Raw genomic sequence first — 18,246 nt, forward strand, 5'->3', positions numbered from 1 at the left:
GCTGACGCGGGCGCGCAGCCGTGCATGCGAACGATCAACCGCAGCACTTCACTTGCTGCTGCACCGGCGGGCATGGCACCGAGCCGTACGAGCAGTACACGCAGCAGTCGCCCGGTTTCGGCCGAAGCAGCTCGTGGCAGCGCTCGCATTCGTAGAAGAACTGGCACGCGTCGGTTGGCATGGTCTCGGCCTTCGAGTGCCCGCACGACGGACAGGTCAGCGTGGACTGCGGCACAACGGCGCTCACCGTGCCGCCTCCTTGATCGTCGACGGGTAGCCCGCGTCGGTCGTCGCGCCAGTGAGCTGCCCGACAGCGGCCTGGCTGTCGTCGAACGTGACCACCGCTTCGCGCCTGTCCAGGCTCACGTCGACCTTGGCCACGCCTGCGACCCTGGTGAGGGCTTTCTTCACCGTGATCGGGCAGGCTGCGCAGTTCATGCCCGGCACCGACAGTGTCACGGTTTTCGTCGCAGACCACGCCGGCGCGACGAGCACGGCAAGGAGGATGGCGATGTGGCGAGGTTTCATGGACAAGCCCTTTCAGTAGAACAACGGCGCCGCGTACGGGAAGCCCAGCGCAATCGCCACCAGCACGACGACCACCCAGAACACGATGCGGTACCCGCGGCGCACGGCCGGCACCGCGCACACCTCGCCAGGCCGGCACTGTTCGACTGGCCGATATACGCGCCGATAGGCCAGCACCAGTGCCCCCAATGCGACGGTGATGAACACGGGTCGGTACGGCTCCAGCGCGGTGAGGTTGGCGATCCACGCACCGCCCAGGCCCACGCTGACCAGCACCAGCGGCCCGAGGCAACAGGCCGATGCGAGGCCGGCGGCCAACCCACCGCTGACCAAGGCCCATCGGCCGGATCCATGGCTGGACATGCGACTTCCTTCTGTTCGTGTGCGAAGCTCCATGGCTGGAATAATATTTCCGTACCTGAGTACGGAGTCAACCATGTCGAACGAAGTTGCATTGACGATCGGCCAGCTCGCCCGCGCGGCGGGGGTCAACGTCGAAACGGTGCGTTTCTACCAGCGCCGCGCTCTGCTGTCAGAGCCCGATCGCCCCACCGGTGGCATCCGGCGCTACTCGGATGCAGACACCGCGCGCATCCGTTTCATCAAGGCTGCGCAGCGGCTGGGCTTCAGTCTCGATGACGTGCAGGAACTGCTGCGGCTGGAGGACGGAACCCATTGCAGCCAGGCGCGGCAGCTCGCCGAGCGCAAGCTCGGTGAGATTCGAAGCAAGATCGGCGACCTGCAACGCATCGAGGCGGTGCTCGACGAGATGGTCGGACGCTGCCGCGCCGTTCGGGGCAAGGTGAGCTGTCCAATGATCGCCTCGGTTCATCTCGCTGGCGCGGCGCCATTGACGTGATTCCGCGCGGCGCAGTGGAGCGAAGCTGTGTTCCCCATCCATCTCTGGCGCGTTGACACGCTTCCTCGGTGAACACCTTGAAATCAACATAAGGGGTGGTTGTGCGAAAGCAGCACGCTTGAGGCGTTGTGGAGAATCGCCTTTTTGACAACCTCCCTGGGGTATACCGAAGTCTGGTTGGTCGTCCCACGAAACAGCTCGTCCAGATGGATCACCTTGTTCTGTGCATCCAAAAAGACCACAACAAACACTTCGTATTCGAGGTGCCCGATGCGTCGATGCAGCCACCCATAGGTGGACTCTGGGCTCAACAGTTTTTTGCGTTCACGATCTGCGGCACGCCTATCGAGCTCACGTGCCGCGGTCAGCCGCTGCTCCCACCCAAATGAGTTGAAGAGGCCTTCTTGAACGCAGTGGCCATCTGGCACCAGCTCACCAGGTGGTCTGAAAAGCTCCCGTTCCGCGGCCTGAGCTTCATAGACGCTGAGACCGAAGGCCAAGCGCAATAGCTCCGTGTTGCTTGTGGTTTGAATGTCCATGTGCTTTCCCAATAGTTGGGGTTGATGAAAGCGGACAAGGTCAACTCACGCATGAACGGGCTTCATGCGTGAATCGGCTGCAGCGCAGCATTCAAACAGGGGGAGAAATTGGGTGTGGGAGCAAAGACCACACCCCCTTGAGCCACCGAAGGGCTCAAGGGGGGTGCTGCGGCGACTTTCGTCAACCACACAACATGGGATGGCAACCATACACAGCCATCAGGGCTATGCAAACAGGTTGCTGACCCAAATGGACCATCTGCTTCTCCAACGTCAAAGACATCAGACGAAGCTGGCAGGTTCACCAGTTGACCGACAAGTCAAACACCCATGTTGGGGTACTTTGCGAGCTGGGATGTCAGATCCAGCAAGGCAACCGGTGAGGGTTGCAGATATGTTGCTCGACGGGCTGGTGTGGAGCACGCATTCGTCGAACATCCTTCCGTAGAAACGGGTTACAGGATGGTTCGATTGTTGCCCGAACATTCTTGATCGCGCAAGTCGAAAGCTACTCTTTTTCGACAAGCATTCAAATTCATTTGTGTCTGGTGTGGCCGCAACAATCGACTAGGAGCCACACGGAAGCCACCAATGCATGACGATACACCGCGCGAGCAAGACAATCTTAAGGCAGACACTGCTCTGGACTCTGCCATAGAGGCTTCCACAGACCCGGTAGTCATCTCCCTCAAGAATGCTCACAGGCTTGAAAAAATCAGGGCAAGCCTTCGAGCGGAAGCCGAGCTTCTGATGCAGACCTCCCCCATGTCCCGGATCATGCGGCGCGACTGGAACATCGTGAGCGCAAAGCTGTTTTTGAATGCGTTGGACCCCGCGTACAGCGCCCTCATCAAAAAGGACCTTGATGAGCTGCACTGGCAAGTGGATGACCTGGCTTACCAACTCAAAATGCTTCGCCTTTCCACACTGGACAAGACCTGGATGCGTCCTCGCCAGATGGTTGTCCAAGTGATCCATCCGTTGACAGCCTCTTGGTTGCGAGCATTCAAGAAGTTTGATACCTCCTTTTGCCTGCTCATCAACGCGGAAAAGGCCGGCCTCATCACCAGGCGTCAACGATTCGCCATGCTCGCCCCCTCCCAGCTAACCTACTTCGCCTTCAAGGCAAGAGCAATGCACCTCTCTGTGGACAGCTACTCCGGGCAGTTCGAGTCGGAGCAACGTTGCACCGAGACGGAAGAGGTGTAGGCTTTTTCGACATCACCCTTCAAGGAAGCACTTTTGAAACCGCAAATGCCCACCAGAACCACGAGTGCGTCCCTCGGTCAAGACGCTCAGATGGTGAATGCCTTCTTCTGCAGAAGCATCATTGGTGGTCCCATGACGGTGTTTCTCGGTGAACGGGTCACCAAAAGACAGGCTCGCACATCGGGCCTGCGCATCCAGCTCGATTCACGACGCCGTTTGCTGCCGGAGTCCTGGGTGGATCGGGCCATGCTCACCCACATCCAGCAATCCAAAGGGGTCCCGCTTCGGCGCCCTACTGCAATCCGGCTCTGGCTGGAGCAACGCGCGCTGATTTTGGTCGCCGGCTCGATTGCGCTGTTTCTGTCAACGCTGGCCATCATGGGAGCTGCATTGTGGATGCTCTGAAGAACAACCCCGACGTTCTCACCCTTGACCCACTGGCGATGGGTATAGAGCATCGTGTGGGCCCAGGGGGTCGCCTCGAAGGTCTGCTGGAGTTCGATGAGGGCCTGTTAGTGCAAGGCTCTCTGTCCGGCGAGATCATTGTCCGTGGGCATCTGATCATTTGGGATGACGGCCTGGTCAAGGGTCGGGTCGTGGTGCATGGCAACACCTATGTGTTCGGCAGGATTGGCGAAACCTTCGAGTCCTCCGAACATGCGCGACTCGAATGCCATGGGCGCGTGTGCATCGCGAACGGCGCAATCAGTACCGGATCGATCCACGCTGCCTCTGTCATGCTCTACCACGGCGCAGACCTGCGTGGGCCTGTCAGCACGTTCAAGCAAGATCCTAGGCTGCATCAACAGCAAGTTGACGCCTCCGAAGAGCAGCCGATTGAGCAGCCACGAGAGGCACAAGACCGGGTCGAGATTCATGATGAGTTGGATCAACTGTTCTCACGTGGCCGTCCACGGACGCCTGTGTTTTCGCGCTGACTCTGGTCAGAACATGCGTTCTCGCCCTACTGCTCATCCCAGCCTGCCATGCTCCCCGGTCAAGGCACCCGAGCCACAACCATCTTCCCAGACCGGGCCAGCTGCAACTACCAGTGTTGAGGTGGAGCTTGGCGTTTGGCGGGGGTCTGAACAGCCACCGCTCGGCCTCTCACAGGGCAGCAGAATTGGTTCCAAAACAACTTTTTCTGGCGACTTTCACCTCCACGGCCACCTCATGGTTCAAGGCCGTGTAGAGGGTGGTATTTGGCAAGCTGGTGTCCGCGCTGGGAGCGTGGAGGTCTGCAAGTCGGGCCATGTCCGCGGCACGATAAGTTGCAGTGATGTGGAAATTCGTGGAGTGGTCCGCGCTGATATCCAGTCGTTGAACCTGGTTGTGCACGACGGCGCCGCATTGAGCGGCCGGGTGCGCTACGGATCACTGCAACTTGGCGACGCCTTGCTAGATGCAGCATTCTTCTCACCCAATGCCCGTTGAGACCACGACCACCTCGATAGGCCTGGAGCGCTGCACTTCGTTGCCGCAGCAATTTTCTGGCGCCACGTCCTCAGACTTCGACAGCACCGTCGACCCGCATTCGATGGTCGAAGGGAATTTTCAGAGCGACGGGGATGCCAGCATCCTGATCGATGGGCGGTTTCGCGGCCAAATTGATCTTGGTCGTGGATCACTACTTGTTATTGGCGCGGGCGGTGTCGTTGAAGACTCGACGGTCACCGCAGACTTCGTTGTCGTCCTCGGTGCATTCACCGGAACGGCCCATGCACGTCTCGCTCTCGAAGTGATGGCTGAGGCCGTTGTGGATGGCGACTTGCGCTATGGCGCCCGAGTGACCATCCACTCTAAGGCCGCCATCCAAGGCAAGTTGAGCGCAATCCCTGCCTGATCGAATCACATTGGCGGTGGGGCAGCGGTGGTCGTCTGAAAATGATTTTTCAGCCGTTCTGGCGAAAGCTGCAGATTTGACTTGCTCTTTTGATGGCCTACCTTGGTTCATACACCTTCTACTTGAACCAGGAGCACGCGAATGACCAGCAACGACACCATCAATCTGAAAAACCTCGACCAAATCCCCACCATCCGCCTTGCCAGTTCCAGCACCCGAGAAGCAGCGAAGGCTGCCGGCGGGACCTCGCGGGACTTCTGGAATGTGCCTCGGAGCAGCCTGCATACGATGCCTGGCTTCAACGTTCGAATCCGGACGCAGTCCTACATTGCGCACGTTCGATGGCTTGCGGATCAAATGAAGGCGGAAGGTTTCAAGCAAGACAAGCCCTTGACCTGCTACGTCTCCAAAGGCGATTCCGCTGAATCCCTGATCTTTGTGACCGATGGTCATAGCCGCCTTGAAGCGTATGACCTTGCATCCTCTGAGGGCGCAGACCTGGGACTCATCCCGATCGTCATCAGCAAAGAGCAACAAACCCAGTCCATTGAGGACCTGACCGTGGGTCTCGTCACCAGCAACAGCGGCCGCCCATTGGAGTCGTTGGAGAAGGCCGCAGTCTTCAAGCGTCTTGTGAATTTTCGCTGGACCGAGGGCCAGATTGCCGCTCGCCTTGGCTGCACTTCTCAGCACGTCCGTGACATGCTGCTTCTTGCCAGCGCTGATCCACAAATCCGCGACATGATCGCCCGCGGTGACATTTCACCGACCACCGCTCTGTCGACGATGAAACAGCATGGCGTCAAGGCCGTCGAAGTGCTCACCGAGGCCATGAGCCAGGCGAAAGCCCAAGGCCGGCAAAAGGCCACTGGCCGCCACATGGTGGACCCCATGATCCGTATTGCGCGTCGGCACGCGCCGACCCTGCTCAAGACCTTCAAGAGCATCCAGAGCGATCCAGGGTTTGTGAATCTGGCGCCCGAGACCCGTTCGGCACTTGAAGAACTGCTGAATCAGATCGCTACCAGTGAGAAGTCTTCCAGCAAGAAGGCCGCCAAGCAGCTGCCCGCAGAAGGCGATCCCAAAGGCCAGGAAACCCTCGATCTGACCTGAGCCAAGCGATGATCGGCCCATATACACATGAGTAGTATGGAATCCGTTCATTAGACGCCAGAAGAGAATGGACCCAATGGGTCCATTTTTCCGTCAAATTTTGGCCAAAATCGACCGTTTCGAAGGTCCGAAGGCGCCGTAAGGCCAGCTTCGCACCACAATAGGGCACGGCTAGGCAGGTTCAAGGTCTGTCCGAGGGCTGTTCATCGTTGGTGTGGCCCGGGTCGACTTCCTTCTTCATCCATACAGCTGGCCAGCCCAACTCGACGTCTGTGCCCTGGTAGAACGGGTCTTGTGACCATCCCTTCCCCTCAGCGAAGAGGACCAATTCATCGAGCTCTTCGTTCGTTTTCGCTGAAATCGACAACCAGCGATGTGGTCTACCGTCGTACAGGAGCTGCCCCATGTCCACCACCTTCCTGGAGCGCACCGCTCAAGTCCCTGTCTGAAGGTTCGACATCGTTGTCCACAGAGCCATCGCGACCAGTCCAACCACTCCATAAACCACCCAGAGGCTCAACGGGATGGGCAGAAATGGAAGAAACATGAAGATACCCATGGTCGAGATGGCCGTATGAGTCGCACCCCAGAAGAACACGGGATTGTGCGGCTTGAACATGCTCAGCTTGGTGGACCGATTCACTGATCCATCAACGATTGCAGGCACGACAAAGGCCAGGCACATCACTGAAAGAACCGGCCACAGTCCCACCATGCGCCAAATTGCGCGGTAGAGCATGCTCCACATCCCATTCAAGTATCCTTCGCTGATCTTGGCTGAATTCCTCACAGCAGATGGATCTGTGTGGCTTGCTTTGGCCTTGAATAGCTTCTCCATCGTTCTGACGATACCGGTGTCGACCAGCAGCACCTTGAATGCAGAGTTGGCGCGTCTCGTCACAACATCAACGTCCTGTCCTAATCGCTGCATCACCTGAATCTCAGACCCTGGAAGGATGAGTGCATGTGAATTCATCAAAGCTGGCATCAGAAATATTGCCAAAAATGGAAGCACCAGAATCCACATCAAGGTGTGGCGAGCAAATTGGTTCTTGACTTCAATCATGGAGCTACCCTATTGGCTTCAATGAATTCGATCACCCCTTTGTACATCCCACGGCCAGCCGTGAAGGCGAAATAGTGCAACGGAGGCAACCGGGTCAGCAATTCAGCAGGCACCAGAGAAGTCTCTTCTGACTTGAGCGATCTGGAAGTACCTGATCTGAATTCGGTAAATGAAGCGCTGGATTCAGAACCGGAGCTGTATGAAACCTCAAGCGACCGCGTCTGAACTCTGCCAAACATTTCACTGATATAAGCAGCCGTTTCAATGCTCCTCACGCGCAGAGATATGAGATTGTTCAAGTTGGCCAGCACCTGTTCACATTTTTCCTTGCTATTGCCCAGTCGTACCGTCAAGTCAGCGATTGACTGCATCGCAAGAAAGCACTTGATGCCAGCACCGCCACCTTTGTTGAGAATCTGAATCAATTGATCATTTGCAACCTCTGCGACCTCATCAACAAATAGATATGCATCGGTCGGTTTTGAAAAGTTGTAGATAGACCCCAAAGTCGAAGCAAGGTCGGCCAGTAGGATTGAACCAATTGCCGAAGCAATGGTTTTGTTGCTCAGGGAATCAAGGCCTATATAGAGAACGCACTTTTCATCAAGAACCCTTCTCATGTCATAAATTGGCCTTTTATCGGTAGTGTCTGTGGGGTCAGGGGAAAGCAGGTCCCCGACCTCATCCGACCCAAGCATCTCCAATATCGGTTCAAGGACCTGGATCATCTTCGAATAGTGTTCCTTGGAATGCCTGACCATCGAGATGATCCCGTCGATGGTGTCATCGGAATCCCCTTCCGTCATGTATTTGAGGATGCACCAGTCGAGCCGCGTCATCGCGTTCTTGCCAGACGTCGGTAGGTTTCGCAAGTCCTGGTCCCAGTTTGCTCCATGCTTCGCTAAGAAATGGTTGGTGAGAATCTTCTCCGCAAGACCTTCTACACCGATCTGAACGTATCGCTTGGTATTGCGAATGGTGGGCCGTTCACCGGCAGCAATCAATGCGCGATGCACGCGATAGAGCGTTTTCCAGGCAAATGCCGCAAAGCTGCCATCGGCATCGACCAGTTGACCGATGCGTGTTGCAGGCTCACTGATATTGTTCCAGTTCTGCAATGGCTGCAATCTCACTGATTTATGTGGCTGTGCAAGGTCGAAATACAGGAACTTTCTCCCAGTTCGTTTGCACATCGTGTTGAGCATACTGACCCAATCAATGTCCTTCTTAGGATCAATGACGATCAACGCCGAACCCATATCGACGATCTGTGCTGTCAGCGCCTCATACAGCCTCGTCTTTCCTGCTCGGGTTGTTCCAGTAATTAGGGTGTGGCCTGGAAGTGCAGAGAACGGAATCCCGATATCAGCCTCCTCGGCTACACCAATTCCATGAATCCATGCAGCACCGATATCAGAGTCAAGCACCGGCCTGCTGCCTTTGGGGAAGATTCCACTCACCGCTGCATTTTTTATCCTATCAGCGATACCCATCTTTTCTTTAGGTATCAATGCCAGCCTTGAGGCTTCTTTCTTGATCCACACAGGCACATCCGGAAGTTCATTTGAATTCCTATTGAGAACCTGCACGGCTGTTTCTATATGAGACTGCCCCCAAGTAAATCCACGACCGATTGAAAGGAGTTCTTTCTTCTGGCGCATGGTTCGCGATCTGGCCAGCATCTCCTTTAGGGTGAGACTTCGCATTCGAGCAACCGATATTGCGGCCCTGAATCCCATTAACTTCTTTACGTCGTTGATCCTGGTGAACATCAAGGCAATGGGAATCAACATCAGAATGGGCCAAAGTGGAGGCCGTGCAATCAGCAATGTCAGGACTGAACTGGCCCAACCGAAGACAGACCACACTTCACCAGCTGGCCTGAACATGTCTTCAAATCGTCTTGCACTCATCAGATGGCCTCCGGTTTATTGGAGTTGAAGACATTCAATGCAGCCTCATTGCAAAGGACAGCACCCTCGCGCTTTTCAGCAACGAATCCGGCTTCATGGAGCATCGAATAGTTGTTCGATGCCACCCCGCCGAACCCCAGGGCTTTTCTTGAGATCAGCAGTCCCCCATCCCGGATGCGTATCTCTGTCTGCAGGGTGGGCATCGCGGCAAGACCACGAAGCCAGTCAACCGCACGCTGCTGGGTCGGCGTGAGAGGCTGTTGCGCCTCCTTCTGTTCGTTCGGTGAATCGCCACCGTCAGATCCCACAGCCTCCTGCCCTGCCACACTATGTAGTTCTTTCGATTTAATTTCTTCATCGACTGCCTGCTGCAGCTGTGCAAGAGGCGCTTTTGCACTCGCAGCAAAATTATTTTGCGTCGCTTGCTCGTCTGGGATCTCAGACAGGCGTCGCTTGCGTTCAATTTCGATGGTTTGGTTGATCGCCGTGCGTACCAGGATGGCAAGTGGTCCTTCACCCGGCAATGAACTCAAGGTTGGATTGATCGCAACAGCCAGGTCCCGAATCTGAACGCTTGTGAGTCCCGCAAGTTGACCTGGAAAGAAGAGCTCATTGAGGTATAGGTGGGTCGTTTGGATACCTGTTGTGGGTTGGAGTGTCCATGAAACCTCATGTGTTCGCCCCAGCTCAACGAGGCTTTCGTCCTCCGCGAAAGAGTACTCCTGAGTTCCATCATCAAAAGAGACTGAAACCTTCGAAATCGTGCATAAGTAGACAACTGCAAGTGAAGCCATAAAGGCCATCCAGCGGTATCTATCATCATTTGTCATTCTTTCCTGTGCGGTTGCCTTGGGTTGGAAAATTGTTTTACTGCAGAGCTTCAGCGCTAGGTGCGCGGAGAAGAAGCCACACTTGACCGCACCACCCCGCTCAGAATAAGACCCCTCGGAAAATGGAATCTCCCCAACTCGTGCTACATAGCGCTCAAGTACGGGCAGATAGAAGTCAACAAAGGTTGTATCTCCGACGGCGCTGGCGAGTTCTTGAAGTGAATCTTTGGGGATATAACAACGAATCAAAGCTTCCAGATCGAGGGGATTGATTTTCATTGAGTCTTGGACGATTATTGAGAACACAGAGAGGGACACTACTGCATATTGAATTTGATTTGATGTCGATTTAGCAGTCGAAACGATGGTCTTTCAGACATCCTTTCGGCTTGACCAACATATCCGTCCAGGCAAGGAGCACGCATGAGGGCTGAGATGATGGTCAACGTGAGCGGTGGTATGGGCTTTTCCATGCCGCGTAACGTTGACCTTTCAACAACGAGTTTTGAGGACGAGTCCGATAGGACGGCAATCGTCTATTTTTCCAATCTGGTGAATGAAAGCCTAGGTGCTATCAAGACCAATAGCATGCGGCTATGCCTTTCGCTATACAAGTGCAAAGAGCATTTCCGCAAATCTGGGGAAGCAGGTTGGACCAGTTTTGTTGAAGCGAACTTCGTGCCTCAAGGTTTGACCCTTCTGGACGTTCGACGGAGTATCGCGGCTGGTCGGTCAATGGCAAACATCCTAGACCACCATGATCTTGAGTCTCGAAGCAACATCAATGAGATGTTCGAGACCATGTCAATGCGCGCAATCCGCACGCTTTCGATGACCGAAGGCGATGAACAGGTTGAGATCGTTGCAAAGCTTGTTGACCAATACGACGGTACAAAAAAAGCTCCAACCGCTGCAGATATTGAAGAGCTGCGTGAAGAATTGGCGCAAGCCCGCGATCGCGTTCGAGGGCAAGATACAGCGTTAATGCAAATGACAAGTCAGCTGGCGGCCAATGATGCGGCCGTTAGTGAGTTGCGGGAAAAGAACCAGCTGCTCGAATCGGCCAACGAACGTCTTAAAAATGTGGCCACGCGTGAACCGGTAACCGTCGAAACAGTTCAACCAGATGCAGAACGTTCGATGCGGGAACTTCGGAAGCTGCAAAAGCAGATTGAAGAAGCTAGCGCTTCTCTTGCGGCGATCAATAGTCAACTCATCAGCAATGAAGAGCAATTGGCCAACTTGAGATCCAGAAAGGAATCGGAACAGACGATTGATGATCTAAGGACAACCATTGAGCACCTTAGAAGAATTTGGACTCCCAGTCGTGTTCAGGCTATCAAAACCGAATCAGGAAATCTTGAAGCATTCAAGACCATTGCTTTTGATGTACGTGAACTGGCAACTCTTTTCGAATCCAACTGATCATCATCATCATGCTCGCAAATTCACATGACGGGACACTGTCGGGACCTCCCCAGACCGATCACTCAAAAGCCTCCATTCCCAACATAGCCCAAGTGGTTGGCCCAGCACTTCAAGCTGAAATCACAGAGGCCAATCGAGCCATTCTTCGCCTATACGTTGCTGCGGCACGCCTCAGACGGGCTGATCCCCTCTCCCCCTCTTTGCTGGGTGTTTCAGAAACCTTCCTTGATACCCTCATCGAGAACGTTGCCGGGCGAGAGACGCTTCTTGCATCAGCTCTAGGTTTTCCGCTCTTTGAGTTGAAGATTAAAGACGAGGCTATATTGAAGTCCATCATTCAAGATGGCGTTGGAAGCTCTGGGACAGTTGCTGAACTTACCAAACATCTTCCACTTCCTGTTTTTGAGCGGTCCTTGCGCCGCAGCAAGTTCTAAGTCAGGCGCGATCATGTCCAATGAAATCGTGAATTCGTCAGAATCGTGGCGGGCCATCAACGACCCAAGAATCGGGAGCACTCAAATTGAATGGGGTGAATTCATGATCAAGCTCGGTGCCCGAGCTTGCATCGTTGCCACTGACACCTCCTTGAGTGACAAGACAGCACGAAAACTCTGGTTTGAGATCAACCAAAGAATTTCCCCTCCTGGGCAACAACCAGGGGACCTCATGTGGTATCTCAAGCCAACGGTACGTCGTTTCCATGCTGCGATGATTCTTGCGCTATATGGCGAGTGCCAACGGAGCATGCCATCCTACGCCGCGTTTGCTCATGCGTACTATCATTACGCCCGAATGACGGCCAGTGGTTCGGACCGAAAGACCTGGATGAACGACCCGGCAATGCGTTCTTCGGATCAGAATTATCTTATTCCGTATTCACGCGGTCGATTTCTGTGCAACGTCTACACCGATGAGCTTGATGCTTCTGGGAATAGGCTCTGTCAATTGAAGGTGAAGCGGTGCAAGAAGTGCAGTTCACTTTTTCTTTCAACTGCCCTGGAGGCTTCTCAGGTTTGTCCGAACTGTGGTTGATCTTGCACTTGATCTGACGACCACATCCTGATCGGGTTGAGTCGAAACATCAGAAATCACCGATATTCGGAAGCAATGAATGTGACTCAAGGTGCTAGCGGTGGCTGGCCCGCTACGAGGGTGTGTTGCCACCACGCTATCGGCAATCGCCATTTGAACAACAGCATGCATGTACATGACACGGCGTTTGAATGGGCCTCCCCCAAATGAAGTCGATTTTTGCGCAGCCGTTTTCGCCGCACCAACAAATTGCTTCTGAGATCCCCTGTACCCTGCGCTTCAACTCCTCCGTTTCCTTCTTGGCCAGGACATCCTTTCCGTTGGACATGACCCGGGCGTAGGTTCTCACCTATTTCATTTCGGGCATCGAGCGGCCTGTCGTGGTGGAGGTGGCGTCCCACACATGGATGCCCTGCGCCACCAGTTGCATGAATTGTTCGGCCTGCAGTTGGCCCTTCCAACATGCCCACCCTCGCGCCGGTGTCACCTGTCAGCGCTGCGGTACCGCTGTCCAGCAGCATGGTGGGCGGCAACTCCAGGTTCTCAAGCTTTAAACCGGTCTCCAACACCTTGGAGACCAGTGACTTGAGCAGCGCCCAAAAATTCCAGCCCAGGCGCACGCCATCGAGGACACCATGCAGCTGCAACGGAGCGCCCTAGCCTTCGCTCTCGTCGACCAGTGCAACAGTCCGGCCCACGTGGCAACGGCCCTGACCCGCGAAGGCACTGCTGACGTTCCTCTGGCGCGGGCAGGGGAATACCACTGGCGAGCTGTGACTGTGCTGCAGGCCAACCTTGGGACCATTCCGGCGGCAGAGGGACAGGTGCACACCACTTTGACTCGCACCCCAGTGACTGGACGATGGTCACCCTGTACAGACACAGCCGCTTCTGGCACTGCCTGGGAGCGCTGCTGATACAGGCCTTGCTGTCAGTGCAGTTCAACTGGGACAGATCGCTGCGCCTGCCAGCGTCACCGGCCGTACTGCACCTTGTGAAGAGGCGGACAGCCCACAGCGAGCCAAATGCACTTGCCCGCGCGCGCTCTCGATTCGATCTATGTCACCAAGCACGCTCGATCACGGCCAACATCTTGGCCAGCGTTGCGCCCGAAAAGCTGCGCCATTCACCTCACCTTCGTGGTCCAACACCGCGGCCACCAGGACATTGATCGCCGGCTTCGCGTGCAGCAATCTCCTCACCTTTGACGTCTTGGCATACAGCAATTCACTCACCTTGCTCTCTCTGCCTACAGCAATTCACTCACCTTGCGTTGGCAACCCGGAACAACTTGCCTGCATGCATACCTCAAGGTGAGAGGAATGCTGTACCGAAAGGGCGTCCATAACCTGCCGCTTTCATCACAAGGTGAGACAAATGCTGCAGTTCACTTTTGCGGCATTCACCTCACCATAGACTCAGAACCACCGTTAAATTAATCCGAATTTAGTATATTGCCTGCTCTCAAGTGAGCGCATACACCTTGTGTATGGCAGCAAATTCCTCACTTTGATCAGTTTGACGATCTCACTGAGAACTCTTGCGGCGATTGATCAATACAGATGGGGGTAGCTCAGGCACTCCAGCCCGCCTAGCGCTAGCTGATGAGTTGTGCGCAGCGTTTGTCTCACCTTCGGGAATCCTGGCTGGGCCGACATACAGCACATTCCTCACCATAGGCGGGTGCACTGCCTGTAGACATCGCCAGGATGGCCACCCCGAAGTTGAAAGGCGCACATGCAAAGTAGTTTGGAGAGGGGTTGGTTCTCTCCACCCTGCAACTAGCGTGCAGCATTTTCCTCACCTTCGCAGGTTGCAGTCGCCCGGTAACTTGTCCACAGGCCACTTTCCAAAGATCTCACCTTTGGTCAGCCAGACTCAGCTATCCACTCACCTTGTTACGGCATTTCCCTCACCCTGTTGGGAAAACCTGCAGCTATCCACTCACCTTGCTACAGCAAAGTACTCACCAGGAACCGGCAATCTCCTCACCCTATCGCGCTGGAAGGCCCGTAAACAGTGGCTTTGCGCGTTCTCTATGTTTTCTCTATAGGTTCTAGTTGGTTATATCTACACCTTCTACGATGGGCGTGTGCGCTATGATGGTGAGAAAAATACCGGCCTACCGCTCACCTTGAAATAGAGATGTCTTCATGGTCAGAAAACGCGCACCTGATGAGGCTACGTCCAGTCTTTTCGACGACACCCCATTCGAGCAGTCAGAGCCTGGTCTGTCACCAGTTCAGCAGCGTTCCAACAAAGGCAAGCCTTCGATACTGCACCAACCCATGCAGTCGATCGCCATTCGGCCGGTGGATCGTGGTTCGCTGACAAAGGGCGATCTGCTGCTGTGGCTCAAAATCATCCAGGAGATCCAGCAGATGACGCCGGCGAGGTCCTATTCCTTGCCCATGCGCCCACTCATGATCTTCATGAACAACGAGCGCAGATACGACCGCATCAAGACCCAGCTTCGGGCGCTCAACCGTACTCAGGTTGAGTGGAACAACAGTACCGGGAAGGACAAGGAGGTGTGGGGGGTGTCCACACTCATCAGCCAGGCCGAGATCATCAAGGACGGCGGGACGATCATGCTTGAGATCGAACTCCCAGGCACAGTCGACAAGGGGGTTCGAGAGCTCACCCAGTTTTCCGCCATCAACCTTCTTCTTGCCCGAGAGCTGCACTCGACGGCGGCTTTGAATCTCTATCGGATCGCCGTTGCCTATGAGACCAACCCAAGCCACCTGACGTTCAAAAGGACCGTGAGTGAGTGGGACGAGATCCTGCGAGGGGCCTCAAGAGACCCGACAAAGGAACTGGTCTACAAGTACATGAAGCGTGACCTGTTGCAGCCTGCCATTGAGGAACTCAAACAGATGACGCACCTGGATGTGGAACTCATTGAGCACCGGGAGCGCGGTGGCAGGGCTGTCACCCACTTGCAGTTCATCGTCAAAGCAAAAGCTCAGCCTGTGGTCAAGACCGTCGACCCTGCCGATCTTCTTGCAAAGTCTGCCCTGAAGTCCATGGGTCTGCGTGCGGCCGAGATCCCCGCGATCGTCGACCAGTACGGCGCCGAGAGGATCATGCGCAACGTTGAATACACGCAGGCGGAGCTGGCCAAGGGCACTGTTCGTACCCCTCGTGCGTACCTGAAGCGCGCCATCATTGACGACTACGCCCAGCAAGGTGAGGTGATTGACGCAAAACTTCCTAAGGCGAAGAAGGAAAAGCCCAACATGGCTGATGTCGCTCTCGGGCGCTTCAAGGCGTGGCGACTTGAGGAAGCCGAGAAAATCTTCATGGAGATGACCCGCAAGCAAAGTGAAGCGGAGTGGAATGAGTTCGCCAATCTTGACGGGAAGGCGGCAACGCTGGTTCGTGCTGTCAAGGCCAAAGGGCTCTCTTCTCCCCTCGTCAAGCAGGCTTTCTTCGATTGGATGGCAACGAAGACCTGGGGGCCCGTGAACAACGACACGTTGATCGCCTTCATGCGTGAGCATCCAGACCAGCTTCAGTGACCGAGGCCTGCGTCAAGCCTGCGCATTCGGAGCCCGGCTGATGCCAATGAACGGCGGCGCAGCATTTCTTGCCCCTGTTGGAGGGAGGCGCCGAAGGATGAATCGGGGAGCAGAGGCTTTTCCCCCGTCCTGAGGCCTTCCAGGCCGTGTTTCACGCCGCCTGTGGCGTGGATTCACGGGTGGATGCCCACTCACCCTCCTGAAGCGTTTGGCGGCCTCTACGAGCCGTCGACGCCCTTCTCTTTCAAGAAGGTCTCCAGAGTTTGCACCAGGGCCGCCCGAATGGCAGGCATTTCGGTCTCGGTGAGGCCCTTTAACGAAAGGTCGATCTGACCTTTCTTTGCGAACATCTTGATCTGGCCCTTGTGCGTTCCGAATTCCAAAGGATGGACCGTGCTGCGCTCCCGCGCCTTGGGACCTTCCAGCTTGGACTTCACCAGTGCAGCGATCTGAAACCGGTTGAGCTTGCGACGCTTGATCTCATCGATGATGTCGAAAGCGAGGTCCTGTTTGGCTTCCAGTTCTGCATCGGACATGTTCTCAGGGAACAACTCGCTCACCGCGTAGAGGGCAACCACGGTTGCAGTATCGGGCGAATCACTCATGACCCGTTGCACCTTCTCCGGTATCCGGGTGATGCGGATGTAGGTGCTGACCATGGACTCTGAGAGCTTTCCACCGCCGGGAGCTTCAACCTTTTCCATCAGCTCTCGTTGGCTGGATACGGCGCCCTCGTTGAGCAGGGTGCGAAGGCTCAGTGCGAAATCCAGTGCAGTCGTGTCGGAGCGTTGCTCATTGAGCTCCCTTGCCCTCTTGAACAGCGCAAGCTTGTCCTTGGGCTGTTCCTCGATCTTCACGTCCAACGTGCCTCGGTCGGTGAGCTTGGCAGCGCGAAAGCGGGTACCTCCGTCGATCAGCTTGACTCGCCCGTCCTGGATGTAGCCATGGGCTGCAACGTCCTGGCCGTCCGGCATCGTGCGCACGATCTTCTCGACCTCTTCGGTCGTATAGATGTGGCGGGGACTCATCGGGTTTGTATCGATCAGGTGCAAAGGCACGCGAACAATCGCGCCTGGAATGCAAACACTGAGGTCAAAGGCCTGGGTTGTGGTCACCTCGGGTTGACGGTGCTCCTGGGCGGACCTGTCTGGAGCGTCTGCCGCAACCACAGGAGCCAAGCCGGTCGGCTGCGTCTTGGTGATGATCTCTGCCATGGCGAAGCGATCGACCGCGGCCGTACTCGCTGCGGCCTGGTGCGTGGCCATTGCAGCCTTGGTGTTCAGCTTGATTTTCGGTACGGTTGCCATATTCAGCCCTTCTTGTTTGCAGGGATCTTCAGGAGCTTGGCCACTGCATCGGCCAGCGCGTCGATTTCATGGATCGCGTCTTTGGCGTTCGGCATTGAATGCACAGTAGCGCCGTAGAGCATCGACCGAGTGAATGCAATCCGGTCACTCAACACCTGCTTCAACGGTGGGAATTCCGGGTAGTTCTTGTCCGCTGAAACAACTTCGAGAGCGGCCTTCTCGTCCGCCCGATTTCGCCGAAATGCCGTGGGTATCACACGCACCGGGTACTCACGTCCGCTGGTGAGAAGCGCCTTCTTCGCCAGGGCCAAGGCGGCAGGGAGCGCGTCCGTGTCGGCTGGGCTGAGTTTGGTTGGGATCAGTGCAAGGTCGTTCACAAGCAGTGAGGCCCATGTCCCTGGCTGATCGACAGCTGGTGCGCAATCAACGAATATTAGGTCGTATTTAGTCGATAGCTTCCCGAGTTCGGAAGCCGTACTGTCCTTGTACCGGAAGCCGCTCCACAGGGTGGCTGGAAAGTTCGCACCATCCTCCCGCGAGAGCCACGATGCAGCCGTCTGCTGGGCATCCAGATCCGCAACCAGGACGTCGTACCCGCGATGACCGAATGTTCCAGCCAGCTGGCAGGTTGTGGTGGTCTTGCCAACCCCACCCTTCTGATTGAACACGGTGATGATTTTTCCCAGCGGCTTGCTTTTCATTGCTACTCCTTGCGATTTTGTGGATTGTCGCTTATTTTGTGCTTGTAGTGCAATGATTTTCAAAATAGCATCAACAATGCTTTAAGCATGGAAAGAAGATGTCGTCTTTCTGCATCGGGACCAACAACAAGGCATTAAAGGCTACCGCCTGAAGGTATGCCACGACCCTCAACGCCCAGTCTGAGAATAGGAACTTCTGACGGTTGAAGTGTCGGTCGTAGGCCAACTGCAGCTCGAAGGCGAATTGTTTGGCATAGAACCAGAGTAGAGGCTTGGATCGACTTCAACCGTCAGAAGTCGGCTGGAGGTGGCGCATTGGGGGAGTCTCGTTGGCGGGCATAGGTTCGAATGCTG

The 18,246-nt window shown here is 55.5% G+C and carries 20 protein-coding genes; 11 read left to right on the forward strand and 9 right to left on the reverse strand.

Annotated features, from left to right (window positions below; translation table 11 throughout):
- Positions 1-34: 34 nt before the first annotated feature.
- From F3K02_RS27500 to merT, 3 genes are read right to left on the reverse strand one after another with little or no spacing between them, the layout of a single operon-like run.
- Positions 35-247 (reverse strand): GDCCVxC domain-containing (seleno)protein, encoded by a 213-nt coding sequence (locus F3K02_RS27500; RefSeq protein ID WP_291189302.1) that lies wholly within the window; start codon positions 245-247, stop codon positions 35-37.
- The gene (merP, locus tag F3K02_RS13135) at positions 244-528 is read right to left on the reverse strand and encodes a mercury resistance system periplasmic binding protein MerP (RefSeq protein ID WP_177134552.1); all 285 of its coding nucleotides are present in this window, start codon (positions 526-528) and stop codon (positions 244-246) included. Before merP ends, F3K02_RS27500 begins: the two co-directional genes overlap by 4 nt.
- Positions 529-540: 12 nt before the next feature.
- On the reverse strand, positions 541-891 hold the full coding sequence (gene merT, locus F3K02_RS13140) for a mercuric ion transporter MerT (protein WP_177134554.1): 351 nt from the start codon (positions 889-891) through the stop codon (positions 541-543).
- Between the two features lie 73 nt (positions 892-964).
- Here merT and merR point away from each other — a divergent pair, with 73 nt between their 5' ends.
- Entirely contained in the window at positions 965-1,387 is a 423-nt protein-coding gene (gene merR, locus F3K02_RS13145) for a mercury resistance transcriptional regulator MerR (protein WP_177134556.1), read from the forward strand.
- An 83-nt stretch (positions 1,388-1,470) separates the two neighbouring features.
- Here the strand turns inward: merR and F3K02_RS13150 are convergent, their stop codons facing one another.
- On the reverse strand, positions 1,471-1,926 hold the full coding sequence (locus tag F3K02_RS13150; protein WP_177136075.1) for a JAB domain-containing protein: 456 nt from the start codon (positions 1,924-1,926) through the stop codon (positions 1,471-1,473).
- Between the two features lie 591 nt (positions 1,927-2,517).
- Here F3K02_RS13150 and F3K02_RS13155 point away from each other — a divergent pair.
- From F3K02_RS13155 to F3K02_RS13180, 6 genes are all read left to right on the forward strand, one after another.
- Complete coding sequence (locus F3K02_RS13155; RefSeq protein ID WP_177136076.1) at positions 2,518-3,135, forward strand: hypothetical protein; 618 nt, start codon at positions 2,518-2,520, stop codon at positions 3,133-3,135.
- Between the two features lie 45 nt (positions 3,136-3,180).
- On the forward strand, positions 3,181-3,540 hold the full coding sequence (locus F3K02_RS13160) for a hypothetical protein (protein ID WP_218179457.1): 360 nt from the start codon (positions 3,181-3,183) through the stop codon (positions 3,538-3,540).
- Positions 3,528-4,073: a polymer-forming cytoskeletal protein gene (locus F3K02_RS13165; RefSeq protein ID WP_177136078.1), complete on the forward strand. Its 546-nt coding sequence runs from the start codon at positions 3,528-3,530 to the stop codon at positions 4,071-4,073. The genes F3K02_RS13160 and F3K02_RS13165 overlap by 13 nt, the downstream gene beginning before the upstream one ends.
- A 13-nt stretch (positions 4,074-4,086) precedes the next feature.
- Positions 4,087-4,569 (forward strand): bactofilin family protein, encoded by a 483-nt coding sequence (locus F3K02_RS27985; RefSeq protein ID WP_425485595.1) that lies wholly within the window; start codon positions 4,087-4,089, stop codon positions 4,567-4,569.
- On the forward strand, positions 4,559-4,978 hold the full coding sequence (locus F3K02_RS13175) for a bactofilin family protein (protein WP_177136080.1): 420 nt from the start codon (positions 4,559-4,561) through the stop codon (positions 4,976-4,978). The genes F3K02_RS27985 and F3K02_RS13175 overlap by 11 nt, the downstream gene beginning before the upstream one ends.
- A gap of 141 nt (positions 4,979-5,119) precedes the next feature.
- A complete protein-coding gene (locus F3K02_RS13180; protein ID WP_177136081.1) occupies positions 5,120-6,091 on the forward strand; it encodes a ParB/RepB/Spo0J family partition protein in 972 nt (323 codons plus the stop codon).
- Between the two features lie 433 nt (positions 6,092-6,524).
- Here F3K02_RS13180 and F3K02_RS13185 read toward each other — a convergent pair whose 3' ends face one another.
- Genes F3K02_RS13185 through F3K02_RS13195 form a run of 3 tightly spaced genes read right to left on the reverse strand, consistent with a single transcriptional unit; the run spans position 6,525 to position 10,179 of the window.
- Positions 6,525-7,157, reverse strand: coding sequence for an IncC plasmid conjugative DNA transfer DtrJ family protein (locus tag F3K02_RS13185; protein WP_177136082.1), 633 nt, complete (start codon positions 7,155-7,157; stop codon positions 6,525-6,527).
- Positions 7,154-9,070, reverse strand: coding sequence for a conjugative transfer system coupling protein TraD (gene traD / locus F3K02_RS13190; protein ID WP_177136083.1), 1,917 nt, complete (start codon positions 9,068-9,070; stop codon positions 7,154-7,156). Before traD ends, F3K02_RS13185 begins: the two co-directional genes overlap by 4 nt.
- Positions 9,070-10,179, reverse strand: coding sequence for a TraI domain-containing protein (locus F3K02_RS13195; RefSeq protein WP_177136084.1), 1,110 nt, complete (start codon positions 10,177-10,179; stop codon positions 9,070-9,072). Before F3K02_RS13195 ends, traD begins: the two co-directional genes overlap by 1 nt.
- Before the next feature lie 144 nt (positions 10,180-10,323).
- On the opposite strand from F3K02_RS13195, the gene F3K02_RS13200 reads away from it, so the two are divergent.
- The 4 genes from F3K02_RS13200 to F3K02_RS13215 all read left to right on the forward strand — a co-directional run bounded on the left by F3K02_RS13200 (position 10,324) and on the right by F3K02_RS13215 (position 15,884).
- Entirely contained in the window at positions 10,324-11,325 is a 1,002-nt protein-coding gene (locus F3K02_RS13200; RefSeq protein WP_177136085.1) for a hypothetical protein, read from the forward strand.
- An 11-nt stretch (positions 11,326-11,336) separates the two neighbouring features.
- Entirely contained in the window at positions 11,337-11,762 is a 426-nt protein-coding gene (locus tag F3K02_RS13205; RefSeq protein ID WP_177136086.1) for a hypothetical protein, read from the forward strand.
- A gap of 13 nt (positions 11,763-11,775) precedes the next feature.
- Positions 11,776-12,360: a FlhC family transcriptional regulator gene (locus F3K02_RS13210; RefSeq protein ID WP_177136087.1), complete on the forward strand. Its 585-nt coding sequence runs from the start codon at positions 11,776-11,778 to the stop codon at positions 12,358-12,360.
- Positions 12,361-14,513: 2,153 nt separating this feature from the next.
- Positions 14,514-15,884 (forward strand): replication initiation protein, encoded by a 1,371-nt coding sequence (locus F3K02_RS13215; RefSeq protein ID WP_177136088.1) that lies wholly within the window; start codon positions 14,514-14,516, stop codon positions 15,882-15,884.
- A 218-nt stretch (positions 15,885-16,102) separates the two neighbouring features.
- On the opposite strand, the gene F3K02_RS13220 is transcribed toward F3K02_RS13215, so the two are convergent.
- A complete protein-coding gene (locus F3K02_RS13220) occupies positions 16,103-17,191 on the reverse strand; it encodes a ParB/RepB/Spo0J family partition protein (RefSeq protein WP_177136089.1) in 1,089 nt (362 codons plus the stop codon).
- A 2-nt stretch (positions 17,192-17,193) separates the two neighbouring features.
- The gene (locus F3K02_RS13225; RefSeq protein ID WP_177136090.1) at positions 17,194-17,892 is read right to left on the reverse strand and encodes a ParA family protein; all 699 of its coding nucleotides are present in this window, start codon (positions 17,890-17,892) and stop codon (positions 17,194-17,196) included.
- Positions 17,893-18,246 lie beyond the last annotated feature (354 nt).

The organism is Hydrogenophaga aromaticivorans (assembly GCF_013387465.1).
Taxonomy (GTDB): Bacteria; Pseudomonadota; Gammaproteobacteria; order Burkholderiales; family Burkholderiaceae_C; genus Hydrogenophaga; species Hydrogenophaga aromaticivorans.

What these genes read in the sequence shown, in the direction of transcription:
- F3K02_RS13180 (WP_177136081.1), top strand. Translation starts at nt 5,120, where the DNA reads ATGACCAGCAACGACACCATCAATCTGAAAAACCTCGACCAAATCCCC.
- F3K02_RS13195 (WP_177136084.1), bottom strand. Translation starts at nt 10,179, where the DNA reads ATGAAAATCAATCCCCTCGATCTGGAAGCTTTGATTCGTTGTTATATC.
- F3K02_RS13225 (WP_177136090.1), bottom strand. Translation starts at nt 17,892, where the DNA reads ATGAAAAGCAAGCCGCTGGGAAAAATCATCACCGTGTTCAATCAGAAG.
- F3K02_RS13210 (WP_177136087.1), top strand. Translation starts at nt 11,776, where the DNA reads ATGTCCAATGAAATCGTGAATTCGTCAGAATCGTGGCGGGCCATCAAC.
- F3K02_RS13155 (WP_177136076.1), top strand. Translation starts at nt 2,518, where the DNA reads ATGCATGACGATACACCGCGCGAGCAAGACAATCTTAAGGCAGACACT.
- F3K02_RS27985 (WP_425485595.1), top strand. Translation starts at nt 4,087, where the DNA reads ATGCGTTCTCGCCCTACTGCTCATCCCAGCCTGCCATGCTCCCCGGTC.
- merR (WP_177134556.1), top strand. Translation starts at nt 965, where the DNA reads ATGTCGAACGAAGTTGCATTGACGATCGGCCAGCTCGCCCGCGCGGCG.
- F3K02_RS13215 (WP_177136088.1), top strand. Translation starts at nt 14,514, where the DNA reads ATGGTCAGAAAACGCGCACCTGATGAGGCTACGTCCAGTCTTTTCGAC.
- F3K02_RS13175 (WP_177136080.1), top strand. Translation starts at nt 4,559, where the DNA reads ATGCCCGTTGAGACCACGACCACCTCGATAGGCCTGGAGCGCTGCACT.
- F3K02_RS13150 (WP_177136075.1), bottom strand. Translation starts at nt 1,926, where the DNA reads ATGGACATTCAAACCACAAGCAACACGGAGCTATTGCGCTTGGCCTTC.
- F3K02_RS13200 (WP_177136085.1), top strand. Translation starts at nt 10,324, where the DNA reads ATGAGGGCTGAGATGATGGTCAACGTGAGCGGTGGTATGGGCTTTTCC.
- F3K02_RS13160 (WP_218179457.1), top strand. Translation starts at nt 3,181, where the DNA reads ATGCCCACCAGAACCACGAGTGCGTCCCTCGGTCAAGACGCTCAGATG.
- F3K02_RS13205 (WP_177136086.1), top strand. Translation starts at nt 11,337, where the DNA reads ATGCTCGCAAATTCACATGACGGGACACTGTCGGGACCTCCCCAGACC.
- F3K02_RS13185 (WP_177136082.1), bottom strand. Translation starts at nt 7,157, where the DNA reads ATGATTGAAGTCAAGAACCAATTTGCTCGCCACACCTTGATGTGGATT.
- traD (WP_177136083.1), bottom strand. Translation starts at nt 9,070, where the DNA reads ATGAGTGCAAGACGATTTGAAGACATGTTCAGGCCAGCTGGTGAAGTG.
- merT (WP_177134554.1), bottom strand. Translation starts at nt 891, where the DNA reads ATGTCCAGCCATGGATCCGGCCGATGGGCCTTGGTCAGCGGTGGGTTG.
- merP (WP_177134552.1), bottom strand. Translation starts at nt 528, where the DNA reads ATGAAACCTCGCCACATCGCCATCCTCCTTGCCGTGCTCGTCGCGCCG.
- F3K02_RS13220 (WP_177136089.1), bottom strand. Translation starts at nt 17,191, where the DNA reads ATGGCAACCGTACCGAAAATCAAGCTGAACACCAAGGCTGCAATGGCC.